This window comes from Herbidospora sp. NBRC 101105, from assembly GCF_030269205.1.
GTDB classification, from domain to species: Bacteria; Actinomycetota; Actinomycetes; order Streptosporangiales; family Streptosporangiaceae; genus Herbidospora; species Herbidospora solisilvae.
In genome coordinates, this window is record NZ_BSSX01000007.1 from 40,527 (window position 1) to 63,345 (window position 22,819).

Annotated in this window: 17 protein-coding genes; 4 read left to right on the forward strand and 13 right to left on the reverse strand. The window is 68.3% G+C overall.

What is annotated here, in order from left to right:
* Window positions 1-81: 81 nt before the first annotated feature.
* From QSK34_RS26920 to QSK34_RS26945, 6 genes are all read right to left on the reverse strand, one after another.
* Window positions 82-1,254, reverse strand: coding sequence for a trypsin-like serine peptidase (locus QSK34_RS26920; RefSeq protein WP_285587889.1), 1,173 nt, complete (start codon window positions 1,252-1,254; stop codon window positions 82-84).
* A gap of 400 nt (window positions 1,255-1,654) precedes the next feature.
* Window positions 1,655-2,890, reverse strand: a complete 1,236-nt coding sequence (locus QSK34_RS26925; protein ID WP_285587891.1) for a trypsin-like serine peptidase — start codon at window positions 2,888-2,890, stop codon at window positions 1,655-1,657.
* Window positions 2,891-3,257: 367 nt separating this feature from the next.
* A complete protein-coding gene (locus tag QSK34_RS26930) occupies window positions 3,258-4,457 on the reverse strand; it encodes a trypsin-like serine peptidase (protein ID WP_285587893.1) in 1,200 nt (399 codons plus the stop codon).
* Window positions 4,458-4,712: 255 nt separating this feature from the next.
* Window positions 4,713-5,906, reverse strand: a complete 1,194-nt coding sequence (locus tag QSK34_RS26935) for a trypsin-like serine peptidase (protein ID WP_161484369.1) — start codon at window positions 5,904-5,906, stop codon at window positions 4,713-4,715.
* A gap of 91 nt (window positions 5,907-5,997) precedes the next feature.
* Complete coding sequence (locus QSK34_RS26940; protein ID WP_285587896.1) at window positions 5,998-7,110, reverse strand: trypsin-like serine peptidase; 1,113 nt, start codon at window positions 7,108-7,110, stop codon at window positions 5,998-6,000.
* 226 nt (window positions 7,111-7,336) lie between these two features.
* Window positions 7,337-8,446 (reverse strand): trypsin-like serine peptidase, encoded by a 1,110-nt coding sequence (locus tag QSK34_RS26945; protein ID WP_161484371.1) that lies wholly within the window; start codon window positions 8,444-8,446, stop codon window positions 7,337-7,339.
* Window positions 8,447-8,709: 263 nt separating this feature from the next.
* Between QSK34_RS26945 and QSK34_RS26950 the strand changes: the two genes are divergently transcribed.
* Complete coding sequence (locus QSK34_RS26950; RefSeq protein ID WP_285587898.1) at window positions 8,710-9,672, forward strand: zinc-binding dehydrogenase; 963 nt, start codon at window positions 8,710-8,712, stop codon at window positions 9,670-9,672.
* Between the two features lie 180 nt (window positions 9,673-9,852).
* Here QSK34_RS26950 and QSK34_RS26955 read toward each other — a convergent pair whose 3' ends face one another.
* From QSK34_RS26955 to QSK34_RS26980, 6 genes are all read right to left on the reverse strand, one after another.
* Window positions 9,853-10,611, reverse strand: a complete 759-nt coding sequence (locus QSK34_RS26955; protein ID WP_285587900.1) for a PadR family transcriptional regulator — start codon at window positions 10,609-10,611, stop codon at window positions 9,853-9,855.
* The gene (locus QSK34_RS26960) at window positions 10,608-11,405 is read right to left on the reverse strand and encodes a DUF4097 family beta strand repeat-containing protein (RefSeq protein ID WP_285587902.1); all 798 of its coding nucleotides are present in this window, start codon (window positions 11,403-11,405) and stop codon (window positions 10,608-10,610) included. The genes QSK34_RS26955 and QSK34_RS26960 overlap by 4 nt, the downstream gene beginning before the upstream one ends.
* A gap of 73 nt (window positions 11,406-11,478) precedes the next feature.
* Entirely contained in the window at window positions 11,479-11,655 is a 177-nt protein-coding gene (locus QSK34_RS26965) for a DUF6104 family protein (protein WP_170990908.1), read from the reverse strand.
* Between the two features lie 64 nt (window positions 11,656-11,719).
* Window positions 11,720-15,391: a multifunctional oxoglutarate decarboxylase/oxoglutarate dehydrogenase thiamine pyrophosphate-binding subunit/dihydrolipoyllysine-residue succinyltransferase subunit gene (locus tag QSK34_RS26970; RefSeq protein ID WP_161484382.1), complete on the reverse strand. Its 3,672-nt coding sequence runs from the start codon at window positions 15,389-15,391 to the stop codon at window positions 11,720-11,722.
* 219 nt (window positions 15,392-15,610) lie between these two features.
* Complete coding sequence (locus QSK34_RS26975) at window positions 15,611-16,252, reverse strand: B3/B4 domain-containing protein (protein WP_285587906.1); 642 nt, start codon at window positions 16,250-16,252, stop codon at window positions 15,611-15,613.
* Window positions 16,253-16,307: 55 nt separating this feature from the next.
* Entirely contained in the window at window positions 16,308-18,845 is a 2,538-nt protein-coding gene (locus QSK34_RS26980) for a glycoside hydrolase family 9 protein (RefSeq protein ID WP_353051432.1), read from the reverse strand.
* A gap of 184 nt (window positions 18,846-19,029) precedes the next feature.
* On the opposite strand from QSK34_RS26980, the gene QSK34_RS26985 reads away from it, so the two are divergent.
* Both QSK34_RS26985 and QSK34_RS26990 read left to right on the forward strand, forming a co-directional pair.
* Window positions 19,030-20,061 carry an MBL fold metallo-hydrolase gene (locus QSK34_RS26985; RefSeq protein ID WP_285587910.1) on the forward strand — a complete coding sequence of 344 codons (1,032 nt, stop codon included), beginning with the start codon at window positions 19,030-19,032 and terminating at the stop codon, window positions 20,059-20,061.
* A 104-nt stretch (window positions 20,062-20,165) separates the two neighbouring features.
* Window positions 20,166-20,666, forward strand: a complete 501-nt coding sequence (locus tag QSK34_RS26990; RefSeq protein ID WP_285587913.1) for an NADPH-dependent FMN reductase — start codon at window positions 20,166-20,168, stop codon at window positions 20,664-20,666.
* On the opposite strand, the gene QSK34_RS26995 is transcribed toward QSK34_RS26990, so the two are convergent.
* Complete coding sequence (locus QSK34_RS26995) at window positions 20,663-21,712, reverse strand: NAD(P)H-dependent amine dehydrogenase family protein (RefSeq protein WP_285587915.1); 1,050 nt, start codon at window positions 21,710-21,712, stop codon at window positions 20,663-20,665. The two genes, QSK34_RS26990 and QSK34_RS26995, sit on opposite strands and share 4 nt — an antisense overlap.
* 141 nt (window positions 21,713-21,853) lie before the next feature.
* On the opposite strand from QSK34_RS26995, the gene QSK34_RS27000 reads away from it, so the two are divergent.
* Entirely contained in the window at window positions 21,854-22,765 is a 912-nt protein-coding gene (locus QSK34_RS27000) for an SDR family oxidoreductase (protein WP_285587916.1), read from the forward strand.
* Window positions 22,766-22,819: the final 54 nt, after the last annotated feature.

Here is a 22,819-nt window from a genome sequence, read left to right on the forward strand (position 1 = left end):
TGCGATCAGTGGAACCGATGCCCGAGAACGACAAAAGGCCCGGTCGTGAACGACCGGGCCTTCCGTTCAGCTGGTGACCGCTTAGGCGATCGAGCCGCTCCACAGGTTCGCAGCAGCCTTGTAGACGCCGAAGGTCTCACCGTCGAAGTACGGGGAAACCGAGGTGTCGTAGCGCTTGTTGCCGTCGGTGTCGGAGACGCCGATGGTCACGCCGTTCAGGTAGCCCAGACGACGAGCGCTCTTGTACTGCGAGATCCACGCCGAGCCCAGCGAGCCCTCACCGGTGAAGGAGGACTTCACGCCGATGATCTCCTCGGCCTTGATGTCCGACGCCTTGGCGGCGAACGTCTTGCCGTAGGTCCACTTGAGGGTGTGACCGGAGTAGGCGTGGTTCCCGTCCGGGTGCGAGCCGCTCGGGTAGCCGAACACGTAGACGTTCTGGCCGACCTTCTGGTTGTAGGCGAGGCCCTGGCCCCCGACGTTGTCGCCCAGGCGACCGGCGTCGTTCCACTTCCAGATGTAGTACTTGCCGCCGTCGATGAAGCGGATGTCGTACTGCAGCCACAGTTCCTTCGAGACTTCGACCAGGCCGCCAAGGTCCTTGAGGGTCTTGACGTCCTTGAGGCCGCCGTGGGGCAGCTTCAGGCCGTTGTACACGGTGACGAACGCGTAGTTGCGGTCGCCGTCCTCGTACACGTCGAAGTCGTAGTGCGTGAACGCCTGCTTGCCGACGTAGATGCCCCACGGGGTCTTGCCCTGGTAGTAACCGGGGACGAAGACCCACTTGTCCAGGGTCGCCTTGTTGTTCACGACGTCGTAGACGCAGTGACCGGCGGTCGCGACGAGGTTCTTGTACGCGGCCTGGACGGAGGTGGCGGTGCACCAGTGCGACTTCTTGTCAGCGCCGATGAAGAACACCTTGCCCGTGGTCTTGGGCAGGTTGACGTTCTTCGAGGTGCTGGTGGTCTTCTTCTCGTCACCGATGGCGGGGACGACACCCGGCTTGGTGTCGGCGGTCGGGCCACCAGTCGAGACGTGCTTCCCGACGACCTGGGTCTCCACGTCGTAGGGGGTCGCGCCCTTCAGCTGGGCCATGTTCTCGGCCCACCAGAAGGCGGCGATGTTCTTGGCCGCGATGCCGGTGTTGGCCAGCGGGGTGCTGACGACGTCACCGGCGGCGGAAGCCGGCTGGGTGACGAGGGCGGAGGCCAGCAGGCCGGCCGCCACGCCACCGAGGGCGAGAGTGCGCTTCATGGGGGAACTCCTTGGTCTGTACGTGGGCCGCGTCTTGCGTCCCATGCGTCAGGAAAGGGATGAGTGGACCTTACAGCCGATCTTGGGTGTGTCCGTAGCGATACCTGAGGTTCCCGGAGGCTCGTGAGTCGTCGAGATCTTTTCGTAACCGGGATTACTCAAAGTTGACAGGCTTGTAAGGATTAACGCCGGGACAGAAGCGCAGTTCGGACTGTCCGTGACTCGCCGCCTGTGGGCGCGAAGGAAACCACAGGGTTCTGTGAAGATCCTGGGAATGTGATGTAAATCACTCGCGATCAATGGAACCGATCGGCGAGTTAACTCAACCTTTGCTGGAACGCGCAAAAACGACAAAAGACCCGATCGTAACGATCGGGTCTTTCGTCGAGCTGGTGACCGCTTAGGCGATCGAGCCGCTCCACAGGTTCGCAGCAGCCTTGTAGACGCCGTAGGTCTCGCCGTCGAAGTACGGGGAAACCGAGGTGTCGTAGCGCTTGTTGCCGTCGGTGTCGGAGACGCCGATGGTCACGCCGTTCAGGTAGCCCAGACGACGAGCGCTCTTGTACTGCGCGATCCACGCGGAACCGAGCGAGCCCTCACCGGTGAAGGACGACTTGATGCCGATGATCTCCTCGGCCTTGATGTCCGAGGCCTTCGCCGCGAAGGTCTTGCCGTAGCTCCACTTGAGCGTGTGGCCCGAGTAGGCGTGGTTGCCGTCCGGGTGCTTGCCGCTCGGGTAGCCGAAGACGTAGACCGACTGGCCGATCTTCTGGTTGTAGGCGAGGCCCTGGCCGCCGACGTTGTCACCGAGGCGACCGGCGTCGACGAACTTCCAGATGAAGTAGTGCAGCTTGCCCTTGTACCAGACCGCGGCCGTGTCACCGATGAAGGTGTCGAAGCCGAAGTAGTCGTCGTAGACGTCCTTGGAGACCTCGACCCAGCCGCCCAGGTCCTCCCAGCCGTCGCCGCCGGTGATGCCCTTGGGCACGTGCTTACCGAAAGCGGGGCCGTCGTGCGGGGCCTTCAGGCCGTTGTACACGGTGACGAACGCGTAGTTGCGGTCGCCGTCCTCGTACACGTCGAAGTCGTAGTGGGTGAAGGCCTGCTTACCCACGTAGATGCCCCACGGGGTCTTGCCCTGGTAGTAGCCCGGGACGAAGACCCACTTGTCGAGGGTCGCCTTGTTGTTCACGACGTCGTAGACGCAGTGACCGGCGGTCGCGACGAGGTTCTTGTACGCGGCCTGCACGGAGGTGGCGGTGCACCAGTGCGGCTTGTGGTCGGCGCCGATGAAGAACACCTTGCCCGTGGTCTTGGGCAGGTTGACGTTCTTCGAGGTGCTGGTGACCTTCTTCTCGTCACCAATGGCGGGAACGATCCCGGGCTTGGTGTCGGCGGTGGGACCGCCGGTCGAGACGTGCTTCCCGACGACCTGGGTCTCCACGTCGTAGGGGGTCGCGCCCACGAGGTTGGCAGCCTTGTTGGCGTACCAGTAGGCGACGATGTTCTTCGCCGCGATGCCGGTGGAGGCCAGCGGGGTGCTGGCCACGTCGCCGGCGGCGGCAGCCGGCTGGGTGACGATAGCGGAGGCCAGCAGGCCCGCCGCCACGCCACCGAGGGCGAGAGTGCGCTTCATGGGGGAACTCCTTGGTCTGTACGTGGGCCGCAGCTGCGTCCCATGCGTCAGGAAAGGGATGGCTGGACCCTACAGCCGTGATTTCTGCGGCCAAAGGGGCGATCGATCACTCTCGGTGACGGAGATTCCCTCGTAATCTGGTCCACTCAGCGTTGACAGACGTGTCAATGACGCCGGAGGGATGGAAGCGCAGCTCTGGTGCCAGAGGGGTGTGCCGAGTGAATGGCGTAGCCAACCACAGGAGTCTGGGAAGATCCTGGGAATGTGATGTAAATCACATGAGATCAATGGAACCTGGCGCGAACGGCAAAGGCCCGGCCGAACGGCCGGGCCCCGCAGATGTTCGATCTTGACTAAACGATCTTGACTAGGCGATCGAACCCGACCACACGTTGGCGGCGGCCTTGTAGACGCCGTAGGTCTCGCCGTCGAAGTAGGCCGAGACGCTCGTGTCGATGCGCTTGTTGCCGTCGGTGTCGGACACCCCGCTGGTCAGGCCGTTCAGGTAGCCGAGGCGGCGGGTGCTCTTGTACTGCGAGAGCCACGCCGAGCCCAGCGAGCCCTGGCCGGTGAACGACGACTTCACGCCGATCAGCTCCTCGGCCTTCACGGCCGACGCCTTGGCCTTGAAGGTCTTGCCGTAGCTCCACTTGAGCGTGTGGCCCGTGTAGGCGTGGTTGCCGTCGGGGTGGGAGCCGCTCGGGTAGCCGAAGACGTAGACGTTCTGGCCGACCTTCTGGTTGTAGGCCAGGCCCTGGCCGCCGACGTTGTCGCCGAGGCGGCCGGCGTCGGTGAAGCGGATGACGTAGTACTTGCCCTTGATCGGGCCGGGCGAGCGGATGGCCTTGCTGTAGGTCTCCCACTCGGCCTTGGAGACTTCCTTGGTGTTCTCCGACCGCATCCACTTGGCGAAGTCGCTGCCCTTGGCGGGCAGGCCCGACGCCGGCGCCTTGAGGCCGTTGTAGACGGTGACGAACGCGTAGTTGCGGTCGCCGTCCTCGTAGACGTCGAAGTCGTAGTGGGTGTAGGCGGTCTTGCCGACGTAGATGCCCCAGGGGGTCTTGCCCTGGTAGTAGCCGGGCACGAAGACCCAGTAGTCGAGGGTGGCCTTGTTGGTCACCGTGTCGTAGACGCAGCTTCCGGCGGTGGCGACCAGGTTCTTGTACTTCGACTGCAGCGAGGTGGCGGTGCACCAGTGGGGCTTGCCGTCGCCGCCGCGGAAGAACACCTTGCCGGTGGTGCGGGGGAGGTTGACGTTCTTGGAGGAACCGCCCGACTTGGCCTCGTCGCCGATGGCGGGGACCGTTCCAGCCTTCCCGTCGGCCGAGGGGCCGCCGGTGGAGACGTGCTTGTTGACCTTGATGGTCGTCTCGGCGTTGTAGGGGGTCGAGCCGACCAGGTTGGCGTACCGGTTGGCGAACCAGTAGGCGACGACGTTCTTGGCCGCGAGCGACGTCTTGGCCAGGGAGTCGCTCGCCACGTCACCGGCCGCCGAGGCGGGCTGGGCGACGAGGGCGGAGGCCAGGAGGCCGGCTGCCACACCGGAGAGGGCGAGGGTGCGCTTCAAGGGTGCTCCATGCGTTGGTAAAGGGACCGTCAGGACGATATGCGGGATGTTCCGCGTGTCCAAAGCGACTTCACCGGGCCTTTGGGGCCGTTGTGCACGCATCGCCGCAGGTGAGCACTTGACTCGCGGCAGTCGGATCTTGAAACGAATGTGACTCGAATCACATTTTTCGATGGCACCGAAATCCAGCTATGTACGTCTAATTCCTCCACGCATGAAAAAGGCCCGGCCAGGTGCGGCCGGGCCCTCTCCGTCCTAGGCGATCGAACCGGACCACAGGTTCGCCGCGTGCTTGTAGATGCCGTAGGTCTCGCCGTCGAAGTAGGGCGAGAGGCTGACGTCGATGCGGTCGTTGCCGTCGGTGTCGGAGACCGCGGCGGTGACGCCGTTCAGGTAGCCCTTGCGGCTGGTGTTGCTGTACTTGTACATCCAGGCCGAGCCCGACGAGCCCTCGCCGGTGAAGCTGCACTTGACGCCGAGCAGTTCCTCGCCCTTGACCGCCGAGGCGGAGGCCGGGAACGTGGTCCCGTAGCACCACTTCTGGGTCTGGCCCGTGTAGGCGTGGTTGCCGTCGGGGTGTGACCCGCTCGGGTAGCCGAAGACGTAGTCCTTCACGTTTCGCTTCTGGTTGTACGCGAAGCCCTGGCCGCCCACGTTGTCACCCAGCCGGCCGGCGTCGACGAACTTCCAGATGTAGTACTTCGAGCCGACCTTCTTCGTGTACTTGCTGACGATCCACGGGTAGGTGCCGTAGGAGCGGTACTTGTCCCACTCGCTCTTGGAGACCTTCTTCCAGTCGCCGTCGAGCGGGCCGCCGTCGTGCGGGGCCTTGAGGCCGTTGTAGACGGTGACGAAGGCGTAGTTGCGGTCGAAGTCCTCGTAGACGTCGAAGTCGTAGTGGGTGAAGGCCTGCTTGCCGACGTAGATGCCGTAGGGGGTCTTGCCCTGGTAGTAGGCCGGGACGAACACCCAGTACTTCAGCGTGGCGGCGTTCGACTCGACGTCGTAGACGCAGTGCCCGGCGGTGGCGACCAGGTTCTTGTACTTCGACTGGAGCGAGGTGGCGGTGCACCAGCGGGGGTTCTTGTCGGCGTCCAGGAAGAAGACCTTGCCGGTGGTGCGGGGCAGGTTGACGTTCTTGGACGAGGTGGAGCCCGCGCCGCCGATCGGGGAGACGAGACCGGGCTTGCCGTCGGCCGACGGGCCGCCCTTCGACAGGTGCTTGGCGACGACCTTGGTCTCGACGTCGTAGGGGGTGGCGGCGTTCAGGTTGGCCTTCGACTGGCCGTACCAGAAGGCGACGACGTTCCAGGCGGCGATGCCGCTGCCGGCCAGCGGGTCGGACGCCTCGTCGGGAGCGGCGCTGGCCGCGGACGGGACGGCCAGGGCGGCGCCGAGAAGACCGGCGGTGGCGCCCAGAAGCGCGAGGTGCTTCGCTCGGGATCGCATGGTGGTGCTCCTTCATCGCAGAGGGTGTGCTGTGATGAAGGTAGGTTTCTGCGCTTTATCCCTGCTTTATCCGCGGTTGCAAGGCGCTTGCTCAGTTCGTCGCCTGCTTGGCGGCCTGCTGGTAGACCCGCGCGGTCACCGCGTTGAAGTAGGGGGAGGAGGCCGCGTCGAGCTTGCCGTCGGCGTTGATGTTCCACGTCAGGCTGGTCACGCCGTTGAGGAACCCGGTCTTCTTCACCGGATCCCAGCCGAGCACCCACGGGCCGCCGCTCGCGCCCGCCGTGAAGGGGCACGGGTTCAGCAGGACGCCGTTCTCCAGGAGATAGGTGGGGGCGGTGGCGGCGGTGGCCCTGGTCGTGCCGGAACACGACCGGACGACCTGGCCGTCGTAGGGGCGGGTGCCGTCGGGATGGGCGCCGGCCGGGTAGCCGAAGACCGACACCGGGCGGGAGCGGCCCTTGGTCGAGGCGAACTGGAAGGCGCCGACCTTGTCTTCGAGCCGGCCGCCCTGCACCCTCTGGTCGCCCTTCCAGGTGAAACCCCGGTAGACGGTCACGAAGGCGTAGTCGCGGTCGTAGTCGCCCGCGCCGGAGAAGTCCTCGTGGAGGTAGAGGGTGTGGCCGACGTAGACGCCGGCGTCGGTCGAGCCGCCCGCGTAGGAGGGGATGAAGACCCAGTTCTCCACGGGCTTGTTCTGGCCGAGCGACCAGCCGCAGTGGCCGGCCGTGGCGACCAGGTTGCGGTTCTTGGAGTGGACGACCGAGCCGGAGCACCAGTACTCCTTGTCGCCCAGCTTGAAGAAGACCTTGCCGACCATCGGCTGCTGGGAGGGCGCGACGGCGCCGGCCGCGCCCGTAGCCACGCCGGCGCGGGAGAGCTCGGCCATCGAGGGGGCCTGCCGCGCCCCGGTGGACGGCTTGGAGGCCGGGACGTAGGTGCTGGCCTCCTTCAGCCGCGCCGGCGTCCAGTAGGCGGCGACCTTCTGCATGTCCGCGCCGGTCGCGGCGAGTGGGTAGGCCATCACGCCCTTGCCGAGGTGCCGCTCCGCCGGGGGCGCGGCCTCCTTGGCCGAGACCTCCATCAGGGGCGCCGTGGGCGGGGCCGCGACGGCGGGCGCCGATGTCGGCGTCCAGATCGAGAGGAGCGCGGCGGCACCCAGCGCGACGGCGACGCCGCCCGCGGCAAGGGTGATCCGCCTGGTCATGGGGGCCTCTCGGGGGTCTCGTGACGGAGGTATCGATCGTAAGGGGTGATTTTTCCAGATCACCAGTGATCAGGCACAGGTTCTTGGCCTTCTCGTTATGAATCCGAGGGAACCGAACGGCCCTCTGGCCCGTCCGAGTAGATCGGGCCGAAGCTACGGCCCGTGTAAAGGAAAGTGCCCGGGAGACGATGAACGTCCCCCGGGCACCGGTTCTCGCGGCAGATGGTCACGCGGTCCAGCGGTTGGCCGCGACCTTGTAGACGTCGTAGGTCTCGCCGTTGAAGTAGGGCGAGGAGAGCCGGTCGTACCGGTCGTTGCCGTCGGTGTCCCAGGCGATGCTGTTGACGCCGTAGAGGTAGCCGGAACGGGTCTTGCTCTTGTAGTTCCAGATCAGCGGGCCGCCGCTGGCGCCGGCGGTCATGCCGCACTTGATGCCGACGTGCTCCTGGACGTTGTACTTCGGCGCGGCCGGCATGGCGGCGGTCTGGCCGTAGCACCACTTCATCGTCTTGCCGCTGAACGGACGGTCGCCGTCGGGGTGCGGGCCGGCCGGGTAGCCGAACGAGAAGACGTTGGTCTTGGTGCTGCGGTTCCAGGTGAAGCCCTGGCCGCCGACGTTGTCGCCGAGGCGGCCGACGGAGGTCTTGACGAGCTTGTACTTGCCGTCGACCTTCTCCCAGCTGGCCTTGTAACCGGAGGCGACGTTGACGAACGCGTAGTCGTAGTCGTAGTCCTCCTTGACAACGAAGTCGTCGTGCGCCTGGTACCAGGTGGCCGGGTAGATGCCGTAGGGCGCCTTGCCGTTCCACGCCTGGGTGCCGTCCCAGTACGACGGGATGAACACCCAGTTGTCGTAGAACCGGTTGCTGGCCGGGTCGTACACGCAGTGGCCGGCGGTGGCCACGACGTTGCGGAACTTGCCCTGGATCGAGGTGCCGGAGCAGTACTTCCAGCTCTTGGGGTCGAGCGGGTTCTTGCCCGGCAGGGTGAAGAACACCCGGCCGACCGTGTTGGGCAGGTTGACCTGCTTGCTGGCGGGGGTGCCCGCCTTCTCGCCGCCGATCGGCGGGACCACGCCGGCCTTGCCGTCGGGCTGGGGGGTGCTCGGACGGCCCGAGCCCTTGACCGCGTTGCCCAGCTCCTCGGTGCGGTCCTTCGCGGCGCGGAGCCGGTCGGGGGTCCAGAACTGCGCCGCGGCGGCGGCCGTGGTCGGGGCCGCCTTCTGGGTCACGTCGCTGGGGGCCGTGGCCGTGGCCGACGAGGCGGTGCCCACGACGCCGAACGCGACCAGCGCGCCTGCGACGGGGATGGAGAGACGTCGTGCTCGGGAGATCATCGAAGTCCTTTCCCTTGGGACGAATTGAGGGTGCGTCCCAAATACGTGGAAACAGCTCCGAACGTTAATGACGCGATCACGGGTAACGCCGCAGATATAACGAGAGGGCTGGGTCAATTGGCCTTACCGTTATTCATGCACTGCCGTTATGAATGGCGTATTCGCAGGTGATCCCTGGTTTGCCATTTCGGTTTACGTATTATTCGCGGCGGGTCTTGGTCCCTTTTGTCACTCCCGTAACAGGCATAGAGTAATGTTCTGCCATGATCGCAGTCACGGCTTCGCAGACCGATCCGAACGACCCGCTGAAGGGTCTGACCGTGGGCGAGCGGCCCGAGCCCGCCGTCCCCGACGGCTGGACGACGGTGACCGTCAGGGCCGCCTCGCTCAACCACCACGACCTGTTCACCCTGCGCGGGATCGGCATCAGCCCCGACCGGCTGCCGATGACGCTCGGCACGGACGCGGCCGGGGTCGACGAGGCGGGCAACGAGGTGATCGTCCACTCGGTCATCGGAACGCCGGTCAACGGCGACGAGACCCTCGACCCGCGCCGGACGCTGCTCTCCGAGCTGCACCAGGGCACCTTCGCGGAGAAGGTGGTGGTGCCCACGCGGAACCTGGTGCCCAAGCCCGCGGCCCTGTCGTTCGAGCACGCCGCCTGCCTGCCGACGGCCTGGCTGACCGCCTACCGGATGTTGTTCGAGAAGTCCGGTCTTGAGCCGGGATCGACGGTGCTGGTCCAGGGCGCGGGCGGGGGCGTGTCGACCGCGTTGATCACGCTGGGCCGGGCGGCCGGTTATCGCGTCTGGGCGACGAGCCGCTCGGCGGCCAAGCGGGAGAAGGCCCTGGAACTGGGCGCCGACCAGGCGTTCGAGACCGGCGGGCGGCTGCCCGAGCGGGTCGACGCCGTGATGGAGAGCGTGGGGGAGGCGACCTGGGACCACTCGATCTCGTCGCTGCGGCCCGGCGGCCGGGTGGTGATCTGCGGCGCGACCAGCGGAATGGTCGCCCCCACCAAGCTGGCCCAGGTCTTCTTCCTGCAGAAGCAGATCATCGGCTCGACCATGGGCACCCGCGACCAGCTGGCGAGACTCGCGGTCTTCCTGGAGCAGACGGGCATCCGCCCGCTGGTCGACCGGGTGCTCCCGCTGACCGAGGCCCGCGAAGGCGTGGCGGCCATGGCCGGGGGCGAGGTGTTCGGGAAGATCGTCTTCACTCTCTAGGGCGGCCGGCCGACTCCCCGTGGCCGGGCGGTTCGGGCGCGGCCGGTCGGCGCCGGCCGCGGGGAGGTCCGGGGACGGCGGGCGGGGCCGGCCGGGCGGAGCCGTAACGGAAGCAGAGAAGCGACCATGAACGGCGCGACCGGCCGCACACGACGCACAGGTGAGCGCCACCCATCGTGATCAGCCGTCAGGGGCGAGGATCGAGCGCAGGCGGGCGGCCGTGTCGTCGAGGACCGCCTTGCAGGCCGCCAGGTCGGCGTCGCCGATCCGGGTGTCGGCCGCCTCCGACCGGACGGCGGCCACGAAGTCGGCCAGATACTGGCCGAGTTCCGCGTCGTTGGCCGTGGCCCGCTCGTCGTCGGTGGTGCCGTTGGCGGGCGTCGGGAAGCCCGTCATGGCCCACGTGTCGGTCCAGATGCGCTGCCACTCGACCTTCCAGCGCTCCGACTCGGCCTTCCACTGCTGCTTCTGGCGCGACCATTCGGCCTTCTGCCGGTCGCGCTGGCGCTTCCACTCGTCGCGGGTGTCGCGGGCCGAGCCGGTCGTCTCCTGGTTGATGGTGCGGGCCATCGTGGTCAGCTCGTGGCGCAGGGAGCGGACGGTCTGGCGCACGTCTTCCTTGACCTCGCGGGCGATGTCCTGGACCGAGGCGGTGATCTCGCGCTCCAGGTCGGCGAGCTCGTCGAGGCGGGCGTTCAGCTCGGCGCGGCCCTTGTCGGTGAGGGTGAACACCTTCTTGCCGTCGACGACCTCGTGGGTGACCAGGCCCTCCTCCTCCAGCCGCGCCAGGCGCGGGTAGATCGTGCCGGGCGAGGGGGAGTAGACGCCGAGGAAACGGTCCTGGAGCAGGCGGATGACCTCGTAACCGTGGCGGGGGCTCTCCTCCAGCAGCTTGAGCAGGTAGAGCCGGAGCCTGCCGTGGCCGAAGACGGGACTCATTCTGATTCCTTACTGAGCAGGGTCACGCCGCCCGAGACGGTGGTCGCGCTGAGGGTGGCCATGCCACCGCCGAGGCGGCCGGTGAGGGTCTTGGTGCCGGGGAGGCCGTTGTGCGTGAGACCGGGGAAGGCGGACTCCAGATTGCCCGACATCGAGCGGAAGGTCACGTCGCTGTCGGTGGCGCGCGGGAGCCGCACCCAGATCGAGCCCGAGACCGTGTTGAGGGTCACGTGGCCGGTCGGGCCGAGCGTCAGGTCGGCGGTGATGCCGCCGCTGACGGTGTTGCCGCGCAGGCGCCTGGGCACCCCGTCGGCGACGGTCAGCTCGCCCGAGACGCTGGTGAACGCGAGGTCGCCGGCGAGGGCGCGGCTCTCGACCGACCCCGAGACTGTCTCGGCGTGGACGTCGCCGCTCACGCCGTCGAGGATGATGTCGCCCGTCACGCTGCGGACCCGGGTCTGACCCTCGAAGCCGGCGATCACCGCCCCGGCGGAGATCACCCCCGCCTCGACCCGGCAGGTCTTCGGGACCGTCAGGGTGATCACGCAGCTCCGGCCGCCCCCCGAGCGCAACCAGCCGAGCACGCCCTCCCAGGTGAGGTCGCCGTAGGTGACGGTGAGCCGGCCGGCCTCCTGCTCGACGACGAGGGGGACGCTGCCGATCTCGCTGATCTCCAGGCCGGGCGGGCCGTCGCTGGCCAGCACCGCCAGGTGGCCGGCCACGATGCGCACGCTCAACCGGTCGACCGGATCGAACGTGAGCTGGTCGGGTTTGTCGATGGTCCATCTCGGCATGACGCCGCCCCTTCCACGAACTGCCTACAAACACGATATGTCGCGTTCGTGGAAAGTCAAGATGTATCGCGTTCTAGTCCTCGTCGTCGTCGAGGCGGGCCAGCCAGGTCGCCAGGCGCTCGACCGGGGTCTCGAACTCGGGGTTGAGGTCGACGAACTCGCGCAGCCGCTCGGCCAGCCAGACCATCTGCACCTCCTCCTCGCCCCGGCGCTCGACCAGTTCCTCGATGCCCCTGTCGGTGAAGTACATGAAAGCTCCCGGAAACGGCGAGAGGCCCCCCGCAGTGGAGGGCCTCCCGCTGGGTGTGACGTGTCTAACCGAAGATCTCGGTGATGATGGCGTGGAGTTCGTTGTCGTGGGTGCTGTGGGAACCGGCGGCCGGCGAGGAGTTCGCCGCCCGCGAGACCCGCCGCAGCCGCCGGCCGTTGAGCACCTCGGGCCGCTCGGTCATCTTCAGCGCCAGGTAGGGCCACGGGCCCATGTTGACCGGTTCGTCCTGCGCCCACACGAGCTCGACGTCGTCGGCGTAGCGGGCCAGCTCGGCCTTCAGCGGCTGCTCGGGGAACGGGAAGAGCCGCTCCATCCGGACGACCGCCGTGTCGGTGTGGCCCCCCTTGTCGCGTGCGGCGGCCAGATCGTAGTAGATCTTGCCGGAGCACAGGACGACCTTCCGGACGCCCGCCGGGTCGACCGTGGTGTCACCGAGCACCGGCTGGAAGGTGCCGGAGGTGAACTCGGCGGTCGCCGACGCCGCCGCCTTGTGGCGCAGCAGCGACTTGGGCGTGAACACGACCAGCGGCTTGCGCCGGTCGGACAGCGCCTGCCAGCGCAGCAGGTGGAAGTAGTTCGCCGGGGTCGTCGGCTGGGCCACGGTCATGTTGTCGAGCGCGCAGATCTGCAGGAAACGCTCGATGCGGGCCGAGGAGTGGTCGGGACCCTGACCCTCGTAGCCGTGCGGCAGCAGCAGCACGACCGACGAGCGCTGGCCCCACTTCTGCTCACCGGACGAGATGAACTCGTCGATGATCGACTGGGCGCCGTTGACGAAGTCGCCGAACTGCGCCTCCCACATGACCAGCGCCTCGGGCCGGACCACGCTGTAGCCGTATTCGAAGCCCAGCGCCGCGAACTCGCTCAGCAGCGAGTCGTAGACGTAGAACTTCGTGACGCCCTCGTTGAACGTCTTCAGCGGGGTGTGGTCTTCGCCGGTGACCCGGTCGACCAGCACCGCGTGGCGCTGGCCGAAGGTGCCGCGCCGCGAGTCCTGGCCCGCCAGGCGGACGGGGTGGCCGTCGAGCAGGAGCGAGCCGAACGCCAGCGTCTCGCCGGTCGCCCAGTCGATCGCGTCCTCCTCGATCATCGCGCCGCGCCGCTGGAGCACCGGGTTGAGCCTCGGGTGGACGGTGAAGCCCTCGGGCAGCGTGAGCTGCGTGTCGATGACACGCTTGACGGTCTCCTCGGAGATGGCCGTCTTGGTGTCGTCGTGGCTCCACACGATCAGCTCGTCGGTGGGCGGCTTGACGACCGCGCCCTCTTCGAGCGGCTTCTTGGCGGCCTCGCGGGTCTCGGTGAAGGCCCGCTCCAGCTGCTCCTGGTAGTCGCGCAGCGCCTGCTCGGCCTCTTCGACCGTGATGTCGCCGCGGCCGATCAGGGCCTCGGTGTAGAGCTTGCGGGTGGAGCGCTTGGCGTCGATCAGGTCGTACATGAGCGGCTGGGTGAAGCTCGGGTTGTCGGCCTCGTTGTGGCCGCGGCGCCGGTAGCAGATCATGTCGATCACGACGTCCTTGCGGAACGCCTGGCGGTATTCGTAGGCCAGCTTGCCGACCCGGACGACCGCCTCGGGGTCGTCGCCGTTCACGTGGAAGATCGGCGCCTGGATCATGCGCGCGACGTCGGTGGCGTAGACCGACGAACGCGAGGCCTCCGGGCTGGTGGTGAAGCCGACCTGGTTGTTGACCACGATGTGGACGGTGCCGCCGGTGCGGTAGCCGCGCAGCTGCGACAGGTGCAGCGTCTCGGCCACCACGCCCTGGCCCGCGAAGGCCGCGTCGCCGTGGATCAGCACCGGCAGGACGGTGAAGCCCTCGGGGCCCATCTCCAGCAGGTCCTGCTTGGCGCGCACGACGCCTTCGAGGACGGGGTCGACCGCCTCCAGGTGGGACGGGTTGGCGACGACCGACGCCTTGATCCGCTTGCCCGACGGCGACACGAAGTCGCCGTTGGCGCCCAGGTGGTATTTCACGTCGCCCGAGCCGTGGGCGCTGCGCGGGTCGAGATTGCCCTCGAACTCGCCGAACACCTGGGCGTAGGACTTGCCGACGATGTTGGCCAGCACGTTGAGACGGCCGCGGTGGGCCATGCCGATGACGACCTCGTCGAGCTGCTCGTCGGCCGCCGCGGCGATCACCGAGTCGAGCAGCGGGATCAGCGACTCGCCGCCTTCGAGCGAGAAGCGCTTCTGGCCGACGTACTTCGTCTGCAGGAAGGTCTCGAACGCCTCGGCGGTGTTGAGCCGCGCCAGGACGTGGAGCTGCTCGTCGCGGTCGGGCTTGGCGTGGGGCTTCTCGACCCGCGCCTGGATCCAGGCCCGCTCTTCGGGGTTCTGGATGTGCATGTACTCGATGCCGACGGTGCGGCAGTAGGAGTCGCGCAGCACACCGAGGACCTCGCGCAGCGTCATCAGCGCCCGGCCGCCGAAACCACCGGTCGGGAACTCGCGCTCCAGGTCCCACAGGGTGAGGCCGTGCTTGGTGATGTCGAGGTCGGGGTGCTTGCGCTGGCGGTATTCCAGCGGGTCGGTGTCGGCCATCAGGTGGCCGCGCACGCGGTAGGCGTGGATCAGCTCGATGACGCGGGCCGACTTGGCGACGTCGTCGTCGTGGGAGGCCGAAACGTCGGCGGTCCAGCGGACCGGCTCGTAGGGGATCCGCAGCGACTCGAAGATGTCGTCGTAGAAGTCGTCGGCGCCCAGCAGCAGCTGGTGGATGCGCCGCAGGAAGTCACCCGACTGCGCACCCTGGATGATGCGGTGGTCGTAGGTGCTGGTGAGCGTCATCACCTTGCTGATGGCCAGCCGCGAGAGCGTCTCGGCCGAGGCGCCCTGGTATTCGGCCGGGTATTCCATCGCGCCGACGCCGATGATCGTGCCCTGGCCGGGCATCAGGCGCGGCACCGAGTGGACCGTGCCGATGGTGCCGGGGTTGGTCAGCGAGATCGTGGTGCCCTGGAAGTCGTCGACGCCGAGCTTGCCGGAGCGCGCCTTGCGGACGATCTCTTCGTAGGCCATCCAGAAGTGCTGGAAGTCGAGCGTCTCGGCGGCCTTGATCGACGGCACCAGCAATTGGCGCGTTCCGTCGCTCTTCTGGACGTCGATCGCCAGCCCCAGCCCGACGTGCTCGGGCCGGACGAGAGCCGGCTTGCCGTCGATCTCGCCGTAGGCGTAGTTCATCTCCGGCATGGCCTCAAGAGCGCGCACGATGGCGTAGCCGATGAGGTGGGTGAAGGAGATCTTGCCACCGCGCCCGCGGGAGAGGTGGTTGTTGATCACGATCCGGTTGTCGATCAGCAGCTTGGCCGGAACGGCCCGCACGCTCGTCGCGGTCGGGATCGCCAGCGACGCCTCCATGTTGAGGGCGGTGCGGGCGGCGGCGCCGCGCAGCTTCTCCTCGACCGCGCCGACGGGCGGCTTCGGCGCCTCGGTCTTGGCGGCGGCCGGCTTCTCGGGAGCCTTGGCAGGAGGTGCCTTCTTCGGCTCCGCCTTCGGCTGCGGGGGAGCGGCGGGTGCGGCGGGTGCGGGAGCGGCGGCCTGCGTCGCGTCGCCCGGCGGGGCGACCTTGCCCTGCCCGTTGTAATCCGCGAAGAAGTGCCACCAGGCCTTGTCAACCGACTCGGGGTCCTGAAGGTACTTTTGGTAAAGCTCGTCGACAAGCCATTCGTTCTGTCCGAAGCTTGCCAGCGGGTCTGTCCGCGACGACTCAGACGACACGGCGGAAATCGCCCTCTTCCGCAGATCGGCGTTGATGTAAAGGAACCTGTCCAAGGCTACTCGTCCAGCCAGGTGACGAGAGCCGTCCGGCGCGTGGCTCCCGCTTATGCTCCCAGGACTGTCCGAACTGGTCACGCACGGGTAGCCCCCCAGGATGGTAGAGGCACCCTCACCGGCTGGTCAGGGCGAGGTCCCCTTTTCGTCATATTGGTCGTAATTCTAACCGATTGTGCGTGTTGAAGTTCGGACCTCAGGGCTGATCACCTGCAGCAACGTGACCAGTTCGGCGCCGGCCGTGGCCAGTTCCTCCATGGTCATCGGGGCCAGGCGTTCGAGGATGAAAATCGCGTCGACCGTGTCTTCGGTGATCCGGGTGCGCACACCCTGGCGCCAGTTCCAGCGGCGGCAGGTCACTCCCGCGTCGTCGCGCCACACGACCTCGCCCGGGGCCGGGTCGCCCAGCACCTCGTCGGCCTTCTCGTCGCCCGCGGCCCGGACCAGCCGCGCGGGGCCCTCGTAGCGGCGCAGGTCCTCGCCGCCGATGGGCAGCGTGTGGCGTACCGAGATGGAGTTGTAGGCGTCGACGACCAGGTTGATCTCGGGCAGCGGCATGCGGCGGATCAGGGCGTCGACCGAGGGGCGGGTGCGCTGGGGCTTGGCGCCGAAGGCGCGGTAGGCCTCGCGCCAGGCCTCGATCTTCGGGTGGTCGAGCGGCGCGGCCTCGGCCGACGCCTCGGCCAGCCACTTGCGCGACCGGTCGTCGGAGGGGCCGTTGACGAAGCCGACGGCCTCGACCAGGAGCACGGCGAAGTCGGGCCGGAGGGCGCGGACCGCCTCGTCGACGTGGATGTCGTTCAGCACAGGGAAAGGGTAGGGCCCGTGGCTCCCCCAGAAGAGCCACGGGCCCGGGGTCGGCTTAGGCGCAGGCCTTGCCGTTCAGGAGGAACAGGTCCGGCACCGGGTTGGCGCCCGGGGCGCCGACGCCGTTGAAGCCGAAGGTGATCGACGAGCCGGGGTGGATCTTCTTGTTGTGGGACAGGTTCTTCGCGGTCAGGGTCGCGCCCGACTGCGTGTAGTCGGCGTTCCAGCCGTGGTCGAGCTTCTGCCCGCCCAGGAACGACCACTTCAGGTTCCAGCCGTCGATCGCGGTGGCGCCGGTGTTCTTGATCGTCACCTGGGTCGAGAAGCCGCTCGGCCACGAGCCGTGGACCTGGTAGGTCACGTCACACGAGCCGGGGGTGGTCACCGAGCCGTCGCCCTGGTCGGCGATGAAGGCCGAGATCCACGACAGCGGGGCGTTCCAGTTGATCGTCAGCTCGTTGGTCGCCCACGACTCGATGTGGTCGATGTAGCAGAACTGGGGCTTGCAGCCCTGGAGGTTGGCCTGCGCGATCGGGTCCTGGATGGCCGAGTTCGGGCCGCCCGCCAGGGTGCCCTTGGGCGGGTTGGGCAGGTCGGGGTTGAGCTGGTTGGCGTACCAGCGGGAGTGCTGGTTGTGCGAGTTGACCTCGCCGTAGCCCGTCACGTACGAGATGTTCAGGGCGTTGCGGCCGAGGATGTAGTCGATGCCCTCCAGCACGCCGTCGAGGTACTTCTTCTGGCCGGAGATGTCGTACGCCGCCGCCATCACGACCATGTTGTTCAGGACCAGGTTGTTGGAGCCCCAGTCGAAGTCGGGCGGGTTGTAGGGCAGGCCGTACGGGTGCGCGTCCAGCGTGGCGAGGTACTTGTCGGCGCCCTCCAGGACCGAGGCGCGGACCTCCGCCCGGCCGGGCAGGTTGTTGGGCACCGTCGCGAGGTCGAGGCGGCCGAGCTGGGCCGTCGAGCCCCAGTCGAAGCCGCGCTCGCGCCAGACGTCGGCCGTGTGCAGCGGCGAGTTCAGCACGGCGTCCCGGAAGGCCGCCTCGCCGGTGGTGATGTAGAGCTCGGCGGCGGCCCAGTAGAACTCGTCGGTCACGTTGTCGTCGTTGTAGGCGCCGCCGCCCACGCCGTCGTTGGGGGAGGCGTAGATCGCCGGGTTCGCCTTGGCTGCCGTCCAGGCCTTGCGGGCGGCGGCCAGGTTCTTGGCCGCGAACGCCGCGTCGTAGGGCGCGAACAGGCGGGCGGCCTGGGCGGCGGTGGCGGCGAGGTTCAGGGTGGCGGCCGTGGAGACCGGGTGGAGCTCACGGGGCTGCGGGTCGAGGTGCGGCATCAGCGGCAGGCCGGTCCACGCGGCGTCGTGGATCTTGTGGTGGGCCATGCCGTCGGGGCGCTGCATCTTGAGCAGGAACTCCTGCTCCCAGCGGGCCTCGTCGAGGATGTCGGGAACGGCGTCGCCGCTCTCCGGGATCGCCAGCGAGCCGATGGCCTTGGCGGTGGCGGCGTTCTTGGTGCGCTCGAACTCGCTCATCAGCTGCCAGGCGGAGACGCCGCCGTTGACGACGTACTTGCCGTGGTCGCCGGCGTCGTACCAGCCGCCCGAGACGTCGAGGGAGTAGTCGCACACGCCGGGCTGGCAGGGGACGTTCGTGTCGCCCTGGTTGGGCGCGACGCCGACGTGCCCGGCCGGGCGGCCGTAGCCGGGGCGCAGCGCGTCGTCGATCGCGATGCCGCTGCGCTGGGTGTAGTAGAACTTCAGCGCGTCCAGCTTGAGCTGGCCGTAGGCGCTCGCGGAGATGTCGAAGGGCCGGCTGGTGTCGCCGTCGGCGGTCAGGGTGTAGCCCTCGCCGGCGGTCGTGTACGAGCCGAAGTCGATGCTGTGCACGTTCTGGCCGGAGCTTCCGTCGACGCCGCGCGGGGTCGTCGAGCCGTTCGCCACGACCGTGCCGCCCTCGTTCTTGAGCTGCCAGGCGACGGCCTCGGTCGCGTCGGTCACGACGGTCGCGTTCTTGGGGCCGTTGGGCAGGTAGGCCACCTGGTTGACGCGCACCCGGGGGCCGGTGTCGGGCTCGTAGACCTCGGGCTCGGCGCCGCCGCGCAGCGACACGTCGTCGAGGCAGAAGCGCCACGGGGTCGCGCTGCCGCCGAGCTGGAAGGCGATCTGCGCGTTCGGCAGGCTGGTGGGCGCGGTGAAGGTGAACTCGTAGGAGTTGCCCGACACGCTCAGCTCGGGGTTGGCCGCGAAGAACTGCGTCCAGGGGTCGACCGGGAGCTGGATCAGCGCCCGGCCCACACGCGAGGGCGTGGCCGAGGCGAAGAAACGGTAGGCGTAGGTCTCACCGGCGACCAGCGGGATGCCGTCGAGGCCGATGATCGCGTCCCACGGGTTGGTGGTCGAGCCGGGGATGTCGGCGCACAGGCGGCCGTCCTCCAGTTCGACGGTGACGTTGCCGGTGTTCCACCAGGGCGCGGTGGAGGTCTCGAACGTCCCGTTGGGGATCTGCTCGGGGCCCTCGTCGGCGTACGCGGTGGTCACCGGTAACAGGAACAGGGCCGCCGCGGCGAGCACGGCGGTGAGGCGGGAGGGTCGCGTCAAAATGCACCTCGTCAGGTATGGGAGCGCTCCCATGGCTCAGGTCCACCCGATGTTTCCAACGGGTTTCACCGAGGGTCAAGAATCGCAGGTCGGCGCAGGTGGGCGACCTGCCGTGGGTCCGGAATGTCCGATGAAAATTTCAGCCACTAGAATTTTGTTCGGTATGTCCGCCACAATCGACCCCGTGAGAAGACCAACCGAACCGGCCAGTCCGACGCAGCACGCCGCCTGGCTGGCCGGGCGTCTCCCCGAGGTCGAACGTGTGCGCCCCGGCCTCTGGTCGATCCCCGTGCCGCTGCCGAACACGCCGCTGCGCTACGTGCTCGTCTACGCCCTCGAACTGCCCGGCGGCGTGGCGCTGATCGACGCGGGGTGGGACACCGAGGAGGCGTACACGGCCCTGACCGCCGGACTGAAGACGGCGGGCTACGAGATCACCGACGTCAGGGCGGTCCTGGTCACCCACATGCACCCCGACCACTACGGCCTGGCCGGCCGGGTCAGGGAGGACTCCGGCGCCTGGATCGGCCTGCACCCCGCCGACGCCCGGCTGCTGCGCGGCCGGTACGAGGACACCGAGGACCTGTCGAAGCGGGAACTCGCGCTGCTGCTCCGCAGCGGGATCCCGGAGGAGAGGGCCCGCGAGCTGGCGGGCTCCTCGATGGCGATCCGCCGGTTCGTCTCGGCCGGCGCCCCCGACCGGCTCATCGAGGACGGCACGCGGCTCGACCTGCCCGGCTGGGACCTGACCGCGATCTGGACGCCGGGCCACTCGCCCGGCCACCTGTGCTTCGCCGGCGAAGGGCTGCTGTTCTCGGGCGACCACGTGCTCGCGAAGATCACCCCGATGGTCGCCTTCCACCCGCAGTCGGCGCCCAACCCGCTCGCCGACTACCTCGACGCCCTGCGCGCGGTGGGCCGTCTCGACGTCGAGGAGGTGCTGCCCGCCCACGAGTACCGCTTCCCCGACCTGCCCGGCCGCGTCGACCACGTGATCTCCCATCACCACGACCGGCTGGCCGAGATCGAACGGGTGGTCGCCGCCGAGCCGGGCCTGACGTGCTGGCAGATCGCGACCCGGCTGACCTGGTCGCGGCCGTGGGAGTCGATCCAGGGCTTCCAGCTCCGGGCGGCCAACAACGAGACGCTGGCCCACCTCATCTACCTGGAGGCGAAAGGCCGGCTACGCGAGGAAGATTACCTATATTACAAGTAGGGAATAAGTGCTACATTCGTGCCCATGAGCCTGGAGTATCCCGGCGACGTCTTCTGGTACGACCTCCCCGACGACGAGGCCGAAGAATACGAGGAGGACGTCTGATGGGCAGCATCGTGACCCTGGTCGGCAACCCGCGCGGCGGATCGCGCACGTTGGCCGTCGCCGTCGCCGCCGCCGAGGCGGCCCTCGGCTCGGCCGGCGACGTGGTCGACCTCGCGGGCCTGGCCCCCCACCTGTTCGCGCCCCAGCCCGTCGCGGCCGTCGAGGTGGCGCTCGACCTCGTCAAGGACGCCGACGTGCTGGTGGTGGCGAGCCCGACGTACAAGGGGACCTACACCGGGCTCCTCAAGGCCTTCCTCGACCGCCTGCCGCCCCGGGCGCTGGCCGGGAAGCACGCGCTGCCGCTCCTGGTGATGGGCGGCGCCCAGCACGCCCTGGCGGTGGAGGTGCACTTCCGGCCGCTGCTGGTCGAGCTGGGCGCGATCGTGCCCACGCCGGGGCTGGCGGTGCTGGAGAGCCAGATCGCCGAGCTCCGCGATCTGGACGCCGTGCTCAAGCCGTGGGCCGGGCAGCTCGCGGGCCAGCTCCCCGCCCGGGTCTAGGCCAGCCGGGCCGTGCCCCGGCCCGTCACCATCGGCAGGTCGAGGACGGTGCGGATGCCGGGGTCGGCCAGCACGACCGCGCGGATCGTGTTGACCGCGTGGGCGGCGGCCCCCGCCAGCCCGTGGTTGACCTCGTTGAGGTTGACCACGATCGTCGGCCGCCCCTCGATGTGGATCGAGAAGCCCGGCTCGGCCCAGCGCAGCACCTTGTCGGCGTCGGCCTTGTAGACGCACTCGACGGTCATGAAGGGCCGCCCGCGCACGAGGCCCGAGAAGACCCAGCGCGAGGCCGCCACCGTGCCCTGGCGCACCGTGCCCGAGGCGATCTCGAAGTCTTCGGTGGCGAGCTCGAACTCGTCCATCTCCTCGATCTCGTCGAGCTCGACCCCGAGCGCCGCCGAGACGAGCTGGACGCTCTCGGTGAACAGGGCCCGCTGGAAGGCGCGGAACGGGCGCACGGCCGTCACGTAGTCTTTCGCCGTGCGGGCGAAGCCGATCAGGTCGGTCACGATGTGGTGGGACGGGTGACCGCGGTAGTCGGAGGTCTCGCGCACGTAGATGTGGTCGAGCCGCGACGACAGACCCGTGAGCGTGAGGGGCAGCACGTCGCTCACGAAACCGGGGTTGATGCCGGTGCCGTGGAGCGTGGTGCCGCCTTCGCGGCAGGCCATCTCGATGCGGTCGACGACCCCCGCGCCGTAGGCCATTGGGTAGACGAACCCGGTCGTCGTGATGACGTTCTTGCCCGACGCGAGCAGCTTGCAGATCATGTCGACGTCGTGGTCGTGGTCGCCGCCGAAGAAGGTCGCCGGCAGCGGCATGTGCAGCACGCAGTCGGCGTCGAGCGCCAGGATGGCGTCGACGTCGTCGGTGCAGACGACTCCCGTTTCGGGGAGACCGACGAGCGGACCGGCGTCCATGCCGATCTTGTCGGGGTCGTAGACCAGAACTCCGGCGAGCTCGAACTCGGGACGCTCGACAACACCGCGAAGCGCGTATCCCCCCACGGCGCCGGTGGCCCACTGAACCACGCGGAGAGTGCGCATTGAGCGGCCTCCAGCCCAGGGGTGTGCGACGGCGGCGAAACCATATCAGAAACTCACTCGACCGATCACTGTCCGCTACGTCCCGTTTGGTATCGTGCGCTAGACCAGAATTTTGTTCTCCTTGGAAGGGTGTGGGCGAGAATGCCGGATGATCTCCTCAGGTTCGACGGGCGCGTCGCCGTCGTCACCGGCGCCGGGCACGGCCTCGGCCGGTCGCACGCGCTGCTGCTCGCCGAGCGCGGGGCCAAGGTCGTCGTCAACGACCTCGGCGGCGCGCTCGACGGCACCGGGGCCTCCGCCGGGCCGGCCGCCGAGGTGGCGGAGCTGATCGTCAAGAACGGCGGCGAGGCCGTCGCCAACGGCGACAACGTGGCCACGCCCGAAGGGGCCGAGGCGATCGTCCGGCAGGCGGTCGAGACCTTCGGGCAGCTCGACATCGTGGTCAACAACGCCGGGATCCTGCGCGACCGGTCACTCGGGAAGATCACCGTCGAGGACTTCGACGCGGTGCTCGCGGTGCACGTGCGCGGGTCCTTCCTGGTCACCAGAGCCGCCTACCCGCACATGAAGGAACGCGGGTACGGCCGGATCGTCAACACCTCCTCTCCCGCCGGGCTGTTCGGCAACTTCGGGCAGGCCAACTACTCCACGGCCAAGATGGGGCTCGTCGGGCTGACCAAGTCGACCGCGATCGAGGGCGCCCGCTCGGGCATCACCGCCAACGCCATCGCCCCCATCGCCTGGACCCGGATGACCGAGTCGCTGCTGCCCGCCGAGTTCGAGGCCAAGTTCGGGCCCGAGACCGTCAGCCCCCTGGTGGCCTACCTGGTCCACGAGAGCTGCGCCACGACCGGCGAGGTGTTCTCCGTGGGCGCCGGGCGGGTGGCCCGGGTGTTCGTGGCCGAGGGGCCCGGCTGGCACGCCGACGGCGACCTCACCGTCGAGGGCATCGCGGCGAACTGGGAGGCCGTCCTGACCGAGCAGCCCTACCTCCAGCCGACCGAGCTCGGCAAGCAGGCGACCGCCTCGCTGCAGGCGATGCTCAAGCCGTAGAAACCCGGAAGGGCCCGGCGTGGGGGGGAACACGCCGGGCCCTGCGGTGTTTCT

Bases quoted from the DNA above. Each gene is read 5' to 3' on its own strand.
- QSK34_RS26995 (WP_285587915.1), bottom strand. From the start codon at position 21,712: ATGCGCACTCTCCGCGTGGTTCAGTGGGCCACCGGCGCCGTGGGGGGA.
- QSK34_RS26965 (WP_170990908.1), bottom strand. From the start codon at position 11,655: ATGTACTTCACCGACAGGGGCATCGAGGAACTGGTCGAGCGCCGGGGC.
- QSK34_RS26935 (WP_161484369.1), bottom strand. From the start codon at position 5,906: ATGCGATCCCGAGCGAAGCACCTCGCGCTTCTGGGCGCCACCGCCGGT.
- QSK34_RS26950 (WP_285587898.1), top strand. From the start codon at position 8,710: ATGATCGCAGTCACGGCTTCGCAGACCGATCCGAACGACCCGCTGAAG.
- QSK34_RS27000 (WP_285587916.1), top strand. From the start codon at position 21,854: ATGCCGGATGATCTCCTCAGGTTCGACGGGCGCGTCGCCGTCGTCACC.
- QSK34_RS26990 (WP_285587913.1), top strand. From the start codon at position 20,166: ATGGGCAGCATCGTGACCCTGGTCGGCAACCCGCGCGGCGGATCGCGC.
- QSK34_RS26960 (WP_285587902.1), bottom strand. From the start codon at position 11,405: ATGCCGAGATGGACCATCGACAAACCCGACCAGCTCACGTTCGATCCG.
- QSK34_RS26920 (WP_285587889.1), bottom strand. From the start codon at position 1,254: ATGAAGCGCACTCTCGCCCTCGGTGGCGTGGCGGCCGGCCTGCTGGCC.
- QSK34_RS26955 (WP_285587900.1), bottom strand. From the start codon at position 10,611: ATGAGTCCCGTCTTCGGCCACGGCAGGCTCCGGCTCTACCTGCTCAAG.
- QSK34_RS26940 (WP_285587896.1), bottom strand. From the start codon at position 7,110: ATGACCAGGCGGATCACCCTTGCCGCGGGCGGCGTCGCCGTCGCGCTG.
- QSK34_RS26925 (WP_285587891.1), bottom strand. From the start codon at position 2,890: ATGAAGCGCACTCTCGCCCTCGGTGGCGTGGCGGCGGGCCTGCTGGCC.
- QSK34_RS26945 (WP_161484371.1), bottom strand. From the start codon at position 8,446: ATGATCTCCCGAGCACGACGTCTCTCCATCCCCGTCGCAGGCGCGCTG.